12 protein-coding genes are annotated in these 12868 nt (G+C 70.8%); all 12 read right to left on the bottom strand.

Going from position 1 to position 12868, the window contains the following annotated elements; translation table 11 throughout:
• A partial coding sequence (locus HYV14_02690) for a protein BatD (GenBank protein MBI2384901.1) occupies window positions 1–1509 on the bottom strand: 1509 nt, incomplete at its 3' end.
• Complete coding sequence (locus HYV14_02685; GenBank protein MBI2384900.1) at window positions 1506–3185, bottom strand: VWA domain-containing protein; 1680 nt, start codon at window positions 3183–3185, stop codon at window positions 1506–1508. The genes HYV14_02690 and HYV14_02685, both read right to left, overlap by 4 nt.
• Window positions 3185–4171, bottom strand: a complete 987-nt coding sequence (locus tag HYV14_02680) for a VWA domain-containing protein (protein ID MBI2384899.1) — start codon at window positions 4169–4171, stop codon at window positions 3185–3187. The genes HYV14_02685 and HYV14_02680 overlap by 1 nt, the downstream gene beginning before the upstream one ends.
• On the bottom strand, window positions 4168–5028 hold the full coding sequence (locus tag HYV14_02675; protein MBI2384898.1) for a hypothetical protein: 861 nt from the start codon (window positions 5026–5028) through the stop codon (window positions 4168–4170). The genes HYV14_02680 and HYV14_02675 overlap by 4 nt, the downstream gene beginning before the upstream one ends.
• A complete protein-coding gene (locus HYV14_02670; GenBank protein ID MBI2384897.1) occupies window positions 5025–5903 on the bottom strand; it encodes a DUF58 domain-containing protein in 879 nt (292 codons plus the stop codon). The genes HYV14_02675 and HYV14_02670 overlap by 4 nt, the downstream gene beginning before the upstream one ends.
• 4 nt (window positions 5904–5907) lie before the next feature.
• The gene (locus tag HYV14_02665; protein MBI2384896.1) at window positions 5908–6900 is read right to left on the bottom strand and encodes a MoxR family ATPase; all 993 of its coding nucleotides are present in this window, start codon (window positions 6898–6900) and stop codon (window positions 5908–5910) included.
• Window positions 6901–6933: 33 nt separating this feature from the next.
• On the bottom strand, window positions 6934–7533 hold the full coding sequence (locus HYV14_02660) for a HEAT repeat domain-containing protein (protein MBI2384895.1): 600 nt from the start codon (window positions 7531–7533) through the stop codon (window positions 6934–6936).
• A gap of 3 nt (window positions 7534–7536) precedes the next feature.
• Window positions 7537–8133: a HEAT repeat domain-containing protein gene (locus tag HYV14_02655; GenBank protein MBI2384894.1), complete on the bottom strand. Its 597-nt coding sequence runs from the start codon at window positions 8131–8133 to the stop codon at window positions 7537–7539.
• Window positions 8130–8984: a class II glutamine amidotransferase gene (locus tag HYV14_02650; GenBank protein ID MBI2384893.1), complete on the bottom strand. Its 855-nt coding sequence runs from the start codon at window positions 8982–8984 to the stop codon at window positions 8130–8132. Before HYV14_02650 ends, HYV14_02655 begins: the two co-directional genes overlap by 4 nt.
• A gap of 20 nt (window positions 8985–9004) precedes the next feature.
• Window positions 9005–9394: an ACT domain-containing protein gene (locus HYV14_02645; GenBank protein ID MBI2384892.1), complete on the bottom strand. Its 390-nt coding sequence runs from the start codon at window positions 9392–9394 to the stop codon at window positions 9005–9007.
• Window positions 9395–9473: 79 nt separating this feature from the next.
• Window positions 9474–10259, bottom strand: coding sequence for a hypothetical protein (locus HYV14_02640; protein ID MBI2384891.1), 786 nt, complete (start codon window positions 10257–10259; stop codon window positions 9474–9476).
• A gap of 526 nt (window positions 10260–10785) precedes the next feature.
• Window positions 10786–12868, bottom strand: a 2083-nt coding sequence (locus HYV14_02635) for a hypothetical protein (protein ID MBI2384890.1), incomplete at its 5' end; no start/stop codon positions are given.

The following is a 12868-nucleotide window of genomic DNA, read 5'->3' as shown; positions in this document are numbered from 1 at the left end:
CGCGGCGCGCGCCTCGCCCGCGCGGCGGGCGCGCGGGTCGGCCGCCAGGACGCGGCGGCGCAGGTCGAGCGCGAGCGCGGCGAGGAGGAACGCGCCGGGCAGGGCGTGCCAAGGGCCGGTCCGGCCGAAGGCGCCGAGCGCGGCGAGCGCCTTGGCGGGCAGGCCGCGGCCGTCGGGCGCCTTCAGGTAGCGGATGTCCGCGGCGACTTCGGCCACGCCCGGCGCCGCCGATGAGCCCGGGCCGACGACGGGCAGGGCCGCGTTCGGGTCGCCGGGCAGCACGTTCAGCCGGAGGGGCTTGCTCTGCGCCCGCGCGTAGGCGCGCTTGGCCGGGTCGTAGTACGAGACCGTCAGCGGCGGGATCTCGAGCGGCCCGGAGACGCGCGCGACGAGGACCGTCTTGAAGGTCTTCGCGCCGCCGACCTTGTCGCCGAAGCGTTCGAGCTTGACCGAGCTCTCGGAATCGAAGAAGCGGACGGACGGGAGGTCGGGCCGCTTGGGCTCGGGCAGGGACTTGATGTTGCCGACGCCGCTGACGACGACCGTCAAGGTCAGGGCCTCGCCGGCGCGGAGCTGGGTCCGGTCCGCGGAGGACTCCACCGTCAGCGCGCCCACGATGCCGGAGAAATCGTCGGGCGCCCCGGGCGGCAGGGGGTCGGCCTGGAGCGTGAGCGGGTCGGTCTGCAGGCGGCGCGCCTCGGGCGGCGCCGCGTTGAAGAAGCGGTCGAAGAAGTCGTCGCCGGTGAGCCCCCCCCGCCGCGGCAGCTGCACCGTGACGACGGCGGGCCCGATGGCCGCGCGCCCGGCCTGGACCGGGAACAGGGCGCTCTTGAGCTCGGAGAAGTTGTAGGTGCGCCCCCGGATCACGGTCGTCCCCTGGCCTTCGGCTCCCAGGCTCTCGGAGAGCAGGCCGGTCAGCTTCGGCGCGTCGTACTGCGGCGCGCCGAGCAGCGGCACGGCCGTGAAGAAGCGCACGACCAAGGTGACCTGCTCGTTGACGAGGGCGCGGTTCTTCTCGAGCTGGGCGGTGACGAAGGCGTCGGGGGTAGCACCCGGGCTCGGCGCGGGGGCCGGGACCGGGCCGGGCGCCGGCGGCTGGCCCGGTGCCGGCGCCTGGCTCGGGGCCGGGGCCGGCGGCGGCTCCTTCGGCGCGGCGTCGACGTTGAAGACCATCGGCGGCGTCGGCGCGGCGCCGGGCACCTCGATCGCGGGCACGACGAAGCGTCCGGTCTTGCGCGGGTTCAGGACGAAGGTGTGTACGACGCTCGACGAGACGCGGCCGTTGATGATGGTCATGCTCTGGCTCTTGCCGGACTCGTAGATCTCGACGTCCGGGATGAGCGGCGCCTTGGGCGCGGCGGAGCCGGACCCCATGATCGCCACGGACAGGACGATCTGATCGCCGAAGACGAGCTGGTGGCTGCTCAGCGTGGCGGTGACGGCGAGGTCCGCCGCGGCCGCGGCGGCGGCGCCCAGCATCAGCCCGGCGGCCAGGACGGTCCTTCTCACCAGTCCTCCGCCGACGGCGGCTTGCCCTGCGCGCGGCGGCCCTTGCCTTCCTGGGCCTGGCGCTGGGCCTGCTTCTCGCGCTCGCCGACGGCGCGCAGGATGCGGTCGGCTTCCTCCTTGGTGAGCTGGTCCTCGGGCCGGGTCTTCGGCGGGCTCTTCGGCTGGTCGTCCTGTCCCCCTCCGCCGCCCTGGGGCTTGTCCTTCTTGTCCTCGGGCTTCTGCGGCTCGTCCTTGGGCTTGTCCTGCTTGCTCTTCGGGGGCGGAGGGTTCTTGAGTTTCTGCAAGGTCACGGCCAGGTTGTGGCGGGCCTCGGCGTCGCCGGGCGACAGCGCCAGCGAGCCGCGGAAGGCGGCGGCGGCGTTCGGGAAGTCGCCGGCCTTGAAGCGCGCGTTGCCCAGGTTGTACAGCGCCGCGGCCCTCGTCGCCGCCGGGAGGTCCTTGCGCGCGGCCACGGTCTCGTACATCGCCGTCGCGTCGTCGAGCTTCTCGAGCCGGTACAGCGCCCCGCCCGCGTTGAACGCGGGGCGAGGGTCCTTGGGCGCCTTCGCCGCGGCCTCCCCGTAGCGCTCGAGGGCGCCTTCGTACTTCTCCCGGCCGTAGAGCCGGTTCCCCGCGCGCAGCGAGCCCTCGGCCGTCGCCGCCGCGGACGGCGCGGCGAGCGCGACCAGGGAGGCCGCCGCGACCACGACGGACCGCGCGACCGCGGCGGACGGCGCTGCCCCCGCGATCGGGCGCAGCGACGACAGCAGCTCGAGGAGCAGGAGCAGGAACGCCGCCGCCGCCGGCCAGGCGTAGCGGTTGCGCCAGAGGTTCGCGGTCCCCGACACGCCCTTGGCTGCGTCGAGCTCCCGGATGCGCTTGGCGATGTCGGCGATCTCGTCGGAGCCAGGCGTCGTGCGGTAGTAGGCCCCGCCGGTCTCCCTCGCGATCTGCGCCAGCGTGCTCTCGTCGAGGCGGCTGACGACCGTTCCGCCCTTGGGGTCCTTGTGGTACGTCCCTCCCGCGCTCGGGATCGGCTCTCCGTCCGGCGTGCCGATGCCGACGGCGAAGACGCGCACGCCGGCGACGGCGGCCTCGCGCGCGGCGCCGAGGGGATCGGACTTGTGGTCCTCGCCGTCGGTGAGGAGGACGACGGCCTTGCCTCCCGGGTAGCGGCCGAGCATCGCCGTCGCCGTGCGCAGGGCGCTCCCGACCGCCGAGCCGGGCGTGGGCACCGCGCCGCTCTCCAGCGCTCCGAGCAGCTGCTTGGCCGCGTCGGCGTCCTGCGTGAGCGGGCACACGGTGACCGCTTCCCCCGCGAAGGCGACGACCCCGATGCGCTCGCCCCGCAGCTGGTCGATCAGCAGGGACAGCGAGGACTTCGCGCGCTCGAGGCGGTTCGGCTTGACGTCCTGGGCGAGCATCGACAGGGAGACGTCCACCGCGATCACCGCCTGCCGCGAGTCGGAGCGCGTCTCGACGAGCTCGACGCCGAACTGCGGCCCGGCGAGCGCGAGCAGGAGGAAGGCGATCCCGGCCAGGCGCAGCCTGACGGAGGCCTTGCGTCCGGAGGGTACGAGACCTCTTCCCATCGCCTCGCTCACGGCGCGGCGCCGGGCCTCGGCCCAGCGGAGCAGCGCCCAGGCGGCGGGCAGGAGGAGCGCGCCGGCGGCGAGCCAGAAGGGGTGGCGGAACATCAGGGCCACCTCAGCAGCGGGCCCGCGGCGAGCGCGGACTCGAGCAGCAGCAGGATGAGCGCCGCGGCGAGCGGCCATTGGTTCAGGTCGCCGACCGCCGCGATCCTCGGCAGCGCCACCTTCGATTTCTCCATCTTGTCGATCGCGGCGAAGATGTTCTTCAGCTCGCCGCCGTCCTGGGCGCGGTACGCCTTGCCTCCGGTCAGCCGCGCGATCTCGGCGAGGAGCTCCTCGTCGAGGTCGTCGGTGACGGGGACCGTCACGCGGCCGTACCGAGGGTCGTCGATCGTCATCGAGGATTCGCCCTTGCCCGCGACGCCGATCGCGTACACCTTGATGCCGTAGGACGCCGCGGCCTTCGCGGCGGTGAGCGGGTCGACGACGCCGGTGTTCGCGCGTCCGTCGGAGAGGAGGATGATGACCTTGCTCTTCGCGCTCGAATCCTTGAGGCGGGCGACGGCCGACGCGAGGCCGTCGCCGAGGGCGGTGCCGTCGGCGCGCGTCATCCCGGCGTCGAGCTCGTCGAGGCGGCCCAGCAGCGCGTCGTAGTCGAGCGTCGGCGGGCACAGCAGCAGCGGCGCGCCGCCGAAGGTCGTCAGGCCGATGCGGTCCTGCGCGCGGCCGAGGATGAAGCGCTTCGCGGTCGCCTTGGCGGCGTCGACGCGCGTCGGCTTGAAGTCGACGGCCTTCATTGACAGCGAGCTGTCGAGCGAGAGCATGATGTCGATGCCTTCGCCGGCTCCGCCGGCGAACTTGATAGTCTTCTGGGGCCGCGCCAGCGCGGCGGCGATCAGGCACGACGCCAGGGCGAGCAGGACCGGAGGGGCCGCGCGCGCGGCCCGGGCCCGCAGCGAGGGCGCGCGGGCGCGCAGGCGTTCGCCCGAGGGCAGCGAGAGCTTCGCTCCGGCGGAGGTCAGCAGCGCCGCGGCGCCGGCCGCGAGGGCCGGGAGCGCGAGGAGGAGCAGCCATGGGTGGAGGAGCCTCACGGGGCCTTCTCCTTGGAGGCGTAGACGGGCGGCGTCGTCGCCTTGATGAGGCCGAGCGCCAGGTCGGCGTCGCGCGGGCCCTCCTCGGGCCCCGGCTTGGCCTTCGCGAACTTGACCAGGTCCGCGCGCGAGAGGAGCTCGCGGACGCCGCCGCCGATCTGCAGATTCTGCGCGCGCGCCTTCACCAGGCGCTCGACCTCGACGCTCGTCATCGCGGTGACCGGCTGGCCGTAGCGGGCCTCGAGGTAGACGCGCAGGATGTCGGTCAGGCCCAGGTAATAGGCGGCCTGGTCGTTCTCCCAGAGGCCGGAGGCGCGCAACTCCGCGATCGCGAGTGCGGCGGCCTCCTCCGGAGGAAGGACCGGGGCCGTCGCGACGGGCGAGCCGTCCGGGGCGGCCTTCCGCGCCCGCCACCGCTTCCAGCCGCGCCAGGCGGCCCAGGCGAGCGCCGCGGCCAGGAGCCAAGGCCACAGCGCGGGGCGCGCCCGGATCGGGCCTTTGATGTCGGAGATGTCCGCGTCGTCGGGCAGGCGGGCGACGGAGACGGTGAAGGCGGCCGGAGGCGCGGCGACGGCGTGGCCGTCGGGAGACTTGAAATTGGCGACGAAGGACAGCGTGCCGGTCGACAGCGGCAATACGGTCCAGGACCAAAGACCGTCTTTTTCAACGGCGTCGACGACCACGATGTCGCTCGTGTTCGAGCCGGCCGCGTCGGCCTTCAGCCCGGCCGGGGCGCCGCGGTAGACGACCACGGATTCCGCGGCCAAGACGGCGGAGGAAGACGCGGACACCTGCCAAGAGGACTGCTGCGCGAGCGCGGGCACGCTCAAAAGAAGAGCCAACGGAAGGTATCTCACCGGCTCCGCCTCTTGGCCCTGCGCCGGAAGAAGGCGAGCAGCGGATCGAGGGACGGCTTGTCCGTGCCGACCGTCACCGCCTCGACGCCGCTCGCGCGGAAGGTCCTTTCGAGCTCCGCCCGGCGGGCGGCCTCCTCCCGGGCGTACTCCGCGGCGTCGGCGCGCAGGTCGAAGACGCCCTCGGCGCCGGTCTCGGGATCGCGCACCGCGACGACGGCGGAGGCGGACGGGAGCTCCGCCTCGCGCGGGTCCCCGACCACGACCGGGATCAGGTCGTGCTTGATGGCGCACAGCTTCAGCGCGCGCTCGAAGCCCGCGTCCCGGAAGTCGGAGATGAGGACGACGATGCAGCGGCGCTTGAGCATGCGCGTCAGGCGGTCGAGCGACGGCCCGATCGCCGTCTTCCGGCCCTTCGGCTCGTACGCGAGGATCTCGCGGATGACGGCGAGCACGTGGCGCCGCCCCTTGCGCGGGGGCAGCCAGCGCTCGAGGCCGTCGGTGAACACGGCGAGGCCGACCTTGTCGTTGTTCTGCAGCGCCGCGAAGGCCAGCGCGGCGCCGATCTCCGTCGCCGACTCCCGCTTCAGCCGCCCCGCGGAGCCGAACGACAGCGACGAGGACAGGTCCACCGCGATGACGACGGTGAGCTCGCGCTCCTCGACGTACTGGCGGACGAAGGGCTTGCCGACGCGGGCGCTGACGTTGCGGTCGATGTCCCGGGGGTCGTCCCCCTCCGCGTACTCGCGCACGGAGGCGAACTCCATGCCGCGCCCCTTGAAGACGCTCAGGTAGTCTCCGGAGAAGCTCTCCGAGACGAGACGGCCGGTGACTATCTCGAGGCGCCGGACCTGGGCGAGGATCTCCTGCGGGAGCATATGGTCAGGGGACTTCGACGGCCTCGAACACGGCTCGGACGATCTTGTCGCTGTCGACGCCCTCGGCCTCGGCCTCGTAGCTGACGAGCACGCGGTGGCGCAGGACGTCGGGCCCGATGGTCTTGACGTCCTCGGGCGTCACGTAGCCGCGGCCGTTGATGAAGGCGTGGGCCTTGGCGGCCTGCGCGAGGAAGATCGTCGCGCGGGGGCTGGCGCCGTAGGCGATCAGGTGCTTGTGCGAGGCGAGGCGGTGCTTCTCGGGCTCGCGCGTCGCGAAGACCAGGTCCACGATGTAGTCCTTGATCTTCTCGTCGAGGTAGATCGAGGCCGCGACGGCGTGCGCGCGCTGCAGCTGCGCGGGAGTCGCCACGGGCTTCACGGCGGGCAGCGACCCGCCGGCCATGCGCTCGAGTATGCTCTTCTCCTCGGCCTTGGTCGGATAGCCGAGCCGGATCTTCATCATGAAGCGGTCGACCTGGGCCTCGGGCAGAGGGTAGGTCCCCTCCTGCTCGATCGGGTTCTGCGTCGCGAGGACGAGGAACGGGTCGGGGAGGCGGTGGGTCTCCGCGCCGATGGTGACCTGGCGCTCCTGCATCGCCTCGAGCAAGGCGCTCTGGACCTTGGCGGGCGCGCGGTTGATCTCGTCGGCGAGGATGAGGTTGGCGAACACCGGGCCCAGGCGGGGCTTGAAGTCGCCGGTCTTCGCGTCGAGGATCAAGGTCCCGGTGAGGTCGGCGGGCAGGAGGTCGGGCGTGAACTGGATGCGCGAGAACGAGGCCGAGACGCAGTTCGCCAAGGTCTTGATCGTCAGCGTCTTGGCGAGGCCGGGAACGCCCTCGAGCAGCACGTGGCCTCCGGACACGAGGGCGGCGAGGATGCGGTCGAGGGTCTCGTCCTGGCCGATGATGACCTTCGCGATCTCCCTCTTGAGGTCCTGAACGAACAGGCTCTCTTCGGCGACCTTCTTGTTGAGCTCCTTGATGCCGGTGAGTTCCATGTCTCTATCTCCTGGCTTTCGCGTCTGTGTCGATCAGCGGCGCGCGGCGGCACGCCGTACGGCGTCCTCGTAGTCGGCCCGCAGCTTGTCGGCGAGCGCCTTGAACTCGGCCTTGCGCTTGTCCTGGAAGCGCCCCAAAGTCCGCAGCGCCTCGATGCGCACCGCGGGCTCCGTGTCGCGGAGCAGGGCGGTGACCCAGACCGCGACCGACGGGTCCCCGATGTCGCCGAGCGCCTGCAGCGAGGCCATGCGCACGTTGGCGTCGTAGTCGCTCAGGCCGCGCACCAGCGCGCCGAGGCGGGACAGGTCCTCCCGCCCCTTGAACAGCGACACGACCTTCATGCGGACCTCGGGGTCCGGGTCCTCGACGAGCATCTTCTCGAGGCTCGGCCCGAGCTGGGGGTCGCGGATGTTGAACAGGAGCTGGATCGCGGCCCACCGCACCGAGGAGTCCGCGTCCTGCAGCGACAGGCGGACCTTCTTGATCTCGTCCTCGGAGAAGACCGGCCCCGGCTGCTGGACGATGGCCGGAGGAGGCGGCGGCGCCACCGCCTCGCGCTCGGGATGCAGATGGTCCCAGACGAGGAAGGAGGCCGCCCCGAGGAAGATGAACAGCATCGCCAGTCGGTTCACGTCCTATCCCTTCTTGGCCGCTTCCGCCGCCGCCGCTTTTTCCTGCTCGTAGCGCACGCGCGCGGCCTCGATCTCGGCCTGCTTCTTATCCTGGAGGGTGTTCAGCGTCTTGAGGGCCTGGAGGCGGACGGTCTCCTCCTGGTCCTTGATCGGCCCCGTGGCGATGACGCCCGCCACCGAGTAGTCGCCGATCTTCTCGATCGCGCGCAGCGAGGCGAGGCGCACGTCCGGCTCCTGGTCCTTCAGCGCGCCGACGAGAGCGTCGAGCACGTCGGCGCCGCGCCGGTCGCTCAGCAGCTCGCAGGCCTTGATGCGCAGCGTCGGCTCGAGGTCCTTCTTGAGCATGTGGAAGATGACCGGCATCGCCTGCGGCGACTTCATCTTGTCGAGGAGCAGGACGGCCTCCCAGCGCACGCTGGGATCCTGGTCCTCGGTGGACTTGAGGATCTTGGCCTGCTCCTCCTCGTTGATCACGGGCGCGGGCTCGGAGAGGATCGCGGGCGGCGGCGGCGGCGGGGGCGGCGGAGGGACCGGCTTGAACTCCTTGTAGGCCATGAAGCCGGCGACGGCGATGGCGCAGACGAGCAGGACGTATTTCATGAGCGGGAGACCTCCGGGACTGGGCCGAGCGGACCGACGAGCTTGAGAGGACGGCGGCGCACGTCGACGCCGCGCGGGGACGGGACGGCGGAGATCGTCTCGGGCGGGGCCAGGCGCGTCCAGTCCCCCCCGTCGACGCCCTCGCTGGCGAGCAGGAACCGGCCGTCGCGGATCGAGAAGCTCATGACCGACCACGGCTGGTCCGGATGGCAGACGCCGTGCTCGGCGAGCCCCCGGTGGGCGGCGTGGCAGAGCGCGTGGATCCCTTTCCCGCCGGAGGCGATCGCGTTGAGGCTCGAGTAGGGCGCCGGAAGTCCCGGGTAGCGGGAGCGGCACGACTCCCACAGCCGCCAGTCCTCGGCGACGCAGGCCTCGAAGGCCTCCGAGGGGCTCTTCCCCTCGGCGACGAACTTCAGGAACTGCTGGAAATAGACCTCGGTGTCGCTGTCCGTCTTCAGGCGCGCGCGGCGGGGACCGAGCGCCTCGGCGACCTCCCGGTGGATGAACAGGGTCCCGTTGTGGATGAAGACCCAGCCCTCGTCCGTGAAGGGATGCGCGCGGCCGTCGTCGATCCCGATGCCCTTCGAGGCGGCGCGGATGTGGCCGAGCACCACGCCGGAGCGGGCCTCTCCGGCGGCGGATGCGAACCGCTCCCTTTCCTCGGGAGCCGGGCGCCCGCTCTTGACCACCCGGGGCTCGCCGTCGGCCCCGAACCAGGCGAGGCCCCAGCCGTCCTTCTGAGGGTTGGCCGGGTCGGCGTCGGCCTGGCGCAGCAGGGAGAACTCCGAGTCCGCCAGGACGTCGCGGGCGGAAACGGGATCAGTAGAGACTTGCGCGAAGAGACGGCACATGCCCTGATTCTAACGAATTTTCAAGCGTTGCTGGGGGCGCCGGAGCCGAGCTTTTGGAGGATCTCCAGGGCGCGGTCGGTGTTCTGGGCCGCGATGAGGATCCGCGAGGTCTTCGCGCCCTCCACGGAGGTGCCGTAGACCGTCGTGATGTTGATCTTGCCGTCGGCCAGCGCCGCGGCCACCCGCAGGAGCTCTCCGGGCTTGTCGTCGACCTCCACCGAGAGGATGTGGGTCTCCACGCTGGAGAAGCCCGCCGACGACAGGATCGAGGACACCTCGGCGTCGTTCTCGAGCGCGATGCGCACCAGGCCCGAGTCGTCGCGGACCTCGGAGGCGATCCCGAGGATGTTGATCCCCTTCTCAGAGAACAAAGCCGCGAGGCGCGTGAGCGCCCCCGGCTTGTTCGGCATGAATACGCTGAATTGCTTTATCTTGTGGACTCTCATGGTTGCCGTGGCCCGGCAACCATTTCCTGCGCGGTATGCTCGGTCACATCTTGGATGGTAGCGTTTCCTCCATCGTCTTCGCAATCGCCGCCTTCGCCTTGACGGAGTCTTCGCGCCGGAAGGGTCCGCCGACCTCCTGGAAGGTCCCGTTGCCCTCGAGGTAGTAGATGCTCTTGCCCTGCGACTCCTTGATCGCCGTCGCGATGGTCCAGCCGAGCTGCGGCATCATCGCCGCGATCGGCGCCTCGCTCGTGCCCACGTTGGCGATGCTCGAGTCCGGGACGTTCGCGTCGAGGTTGAGGCGGTAGCCCCACGCCGCCTCGACGAGCAGCGGCTCGACCGTCACCGCGGTCAGGTATTTCCCGGTCCCCTTATAGCTGCCGCCGGCCGTGCGCAGGACCTGATAGCGCAGCTTGATCACCTGCATCCCGTAGGCGTTCTTGGCCGTGAGCTCGTAGATCGTCCCTTTCGGCCTCTGCCAGCCCGCCATCTGCGTCCAGCTCTTGATGCCTTCGGGGAGCGCGGATGCGTACTGCACCTTGACGTTGACGACCGGGGCGTTGTCCTTGATGATCTTCCAGATCTTCTCGCCCAGATTGACGATCGAGTCGAGGACCGGGATCACGTCGCCGACGCCCGGGTCGGGCGCGTCCACCTCGGTCGGGGAGACGGACGGCCCGACCTTCACGATCTCCACGGTCGTCTCGTCGACCGTGTAGGCTTTGGGGTCTTTCGCGGCGGCTTTGATCTCCTTCAGCGAGAATTGCGCGGCGGCGGGCAGGGCGAACAGCAGGGCGGCCAGGACGAGGGGTGCTCGGCGATACATCATTACCTCCGACGGGTTTTGGGGTTCGGACCTTGCGACCCACCCATCATGCGCGGAAAGGCCCAGGCCGGAAAGGGCCCGAGGGCCTATGCTCATATGGGCCCAACGGCCTAGACGTCGGCCCGGCTGGATCCATGTCCTCCGGGGACGGGCGCGATTGGCCGCGCCCTCCGGGGTAGACGCGACAACGACGGCCATGGTCGCGTCAACCCCAAGCCCCGTCGGACATGAATCCAGCCGGGCCTAGCCGATAGCCCGTCGGGTCCGCTATCAGATTCCTCGCCGTTTCCTTCGGGTCTGCATGCGCCGATCGCCATATCGCCGTAGGCGATGGCGATACGCTGATATGACGGACACCGGGACGCAGGTTAATCGGGGAGGAGGATCGATGTCCCGAGGGGCTTGGGGCTGACGCGGCCATGGTCTTCATAGCCGCGTCTGCCCCGGAGGGCGCGGCCAATCGCGCCCGTCCCCGAGGGGCATCGATCCTCCTCCCCGGCCCGTATCAGCGTCGCCGTTGCCGTTGTCGTTACTTCTTGGCGGCGGAGCGCTTGCGCAGCGCGCGGTCGGCGAACCAGCCGGCGGCCGGGATCGCCAGCGCGACGCCCAGGTTCAGGGCGAACTTACCGAGCACGCCGAAGCCCGCGAGCACGCCCGCCATCCCGGGGATGAAGGGCATGAAGCTCAGGAACAGAGCCGCGGCGATGACGCCGAGCAGGATGCCGACGAAGCCGCCGGCGGTCTTCTCGCCGGTGGACTCGTCCGTGATCTTGAGGTTCTCGGGCTTGGTCGCGTTGGCGAGCTTGCGCTGGATGAAGAACAGCGCCACGCCGACGGGGATCAGCGCCGCCGCGAGGTACGGGAACGGGTTGAACGCCGCGATGTCGCTGAACAGCGGCTTCAGCGCCAGCATCAGCACGATCGAGAGCGCCGTCATCGCCGAGCCGGAGAAGGCCAGCGCCTTCTGGACCTTGCCCGAGTCGGAGGGCAGGCGCTCCTGGAAGAAGGAGTTGAGCTTGATCGACGCGGCGACCTGCATGAAGCCGAACGGGATCAGCGCGGCGGCGAACACCGTGCTCGGGACCCAGTTGATGTCCAGGAACATCAACGGGGCGAACGGGAGCACGAGGTTGAAGGCCATCACGCCGAGCAGGGCGAGGGCGGGGATGCCGAGCAAGGTCCAGCGCAGCATCGAGGAACGCTCGGAGGCGAGGAGCTGGTCCGGGGTCTTGCCCTCGTTCTTCTTCTTGTCCCGCCGCTCGAGGAGCAGGAACACCGCGGCGAGGATGAGGCCGCCGAAGCTGAACATGCCGACGAGGTTGCCCTGGATCGCGGCCATGCCCGCCGAGCCGGCGACGAGCTTGCCGTAGCCGGGGGTGATGAGGCGGTAGATGAGCACGTTCATCAGGTCGAAGATCACGGCGCCCGCGAGGGAGTACTTGAGGACGGGGTTCTTGAAGACGAAGTCCTTTCCCTCCTCCATGTTCGCGAAGATCTGCTTGAACGCGTCCTTGATCTTCTGCCACGCGCCGACCTTCGGCGCTTCGGGCGCAGGGGCCTCCGCCGCGGCCTGAGCGGCCCCACCGGCGGCCTTGCCGGCGCCGGCGATCATGTTCTCGATGCGCTTGGCCGAGCTGAGAGGGATGACCTTGAGCATCAGGAACAGCATCAGGGCCAGGATGATCGTCGCGGGGTAGATCGCGGTGATCCAGCCGGCGCCGACCGAGACGACGAGCGCGCCCAGGACCATCGGCGCGATGACTCCGAAGACCTCGGCGAGGAACTGCCACCAGGTGCGGAACTTCTGCTGGCTGACGCCCTGCTCGGCCAGGAGGAACTTCTGCAAGGTGCCCTGCGCGGTGGCCGCGATGCCGGTGACCATCCCGTTGAGAGCGTAGAACACGAACATCAACGGCAGGGCCATATGGCCGGTGCCGAGCAGCATGACCATCGTCGCCAGCGAGACCGCGCGGAAGACGTGCGCGGCATAGAAGGTCTTGGTGAGGCCGAACCGGTCGCTGAAGAACTTCGCGAGCTGCTGGCCGACCATGCTGCCGATGCTCGCGAAGATCGCGACCTGGGCCAGGATGGAGAAGTCGCCGAAGGCGTCCTCGGTGAGCTGGGCCATCGCCGCGCCCTGCGCCTCGAGGCCGAGCTGCATGGTGAGCATGCCGCCGATGAGGGCGGCGACGGTCGCGCCGAGGCCGAACCAGCCCTTGCCCTTCTTGCCGGGCTCGTTGGGCTGCCGCGGGGCCGGGGGCTCGTTGACGTTCGACTGCGGGCGGGCCGAGTCGCCGGTCGAAGGCTCGAGCTCGGAGGCGTGCGCGGCGGAGAGCTTGCCGGAGACGATGGCTTCCTTGGCGGCCGGGACGTTCTCGACCGATTTGCCGCCGAAGAAGGCGCGGACGCCGGAGATGATCGCGGCGGCCTTGCTCGCGATGCGGCCGGTGCGCGGGCCGGCCTGGAGCGTGACGGGCGCGGTCTCGGAGGCCGGCGTCTTGGCGGCGGAGGCGTCGCCGGCCGCCGGGGCCGCGTCCTTGGCGGCCGCGACGGCGACGGGCGCGAGAGCCGCGGGAACGGCGGCGGCCTGGGCGGAGAACGCGGCCGGCGCG

This window comes from Elusimicrobiota bacterium, assembly GCA_016182905.1.
In the GTDB taxonomy this organism is placed as follows: domain Bacteria; phylum Elusimicrobiota; class Elusimicrobia; order UBA1565; family UBA9628; genus GWA2-66-18.
This window is presented reverse-complemented; position numbering and strand designations above follow the sequence as displayed.

Bases quoted from the DNA above. Each gene is read 5' to 3' on its own strand.
- HYV14_02640 (MBI2384891.1), bottom strand. From the start codon at position 10,259: ATGATGTATCGCCGAGCACCCCTCGTCCTGGCCGCCCTGCTGTTCGCC.
- HYV14_02645 (MBI2384892.1), bottom strand. From the start codon at position 9,394: ATGCCGAACAAGCCGGGGGCGCTCACGCGCCTCGCGGCTTTGTTCTCT.
- HYV14_02670 (MBI2384897.1), bottom strand. From the start codon at position 5,903: ATGCTCCCGCAGGAGATCCTCGCCCAGGTCCGGCGCCTCGAGATAGTC.
- HYV14_02665 (MBI2384896.1), bottom strand. From the start codon at position 6,900: ATGGAACTCACCGGCATCAAGGAGCTCAACAAGAAGGTCGCCGAAGAG.
- HYV14_02650 (MBI2384893.1), bottom strand. From the start codon at position 8,984: ATGTGCCGTCTCTTCGCGCAAGTCTCTACTGATCCCGTTTCCGCCCGC.
- HYV14_02685 (MBI2384900.1), bottom strand. From the start codon at position 3,185: ATGTTCCGCCACCCCTTCTGGCTCGCCGCCGGCGCGCTCCTCCTGCCC.
- HYV14_02655 (MBI2384894.1), bottom strand. From the start codon at position 8,133: ATGAAATACGTCCTGCTCGTCTGCGCCATCGCCGTCGCCGGCTTCATG.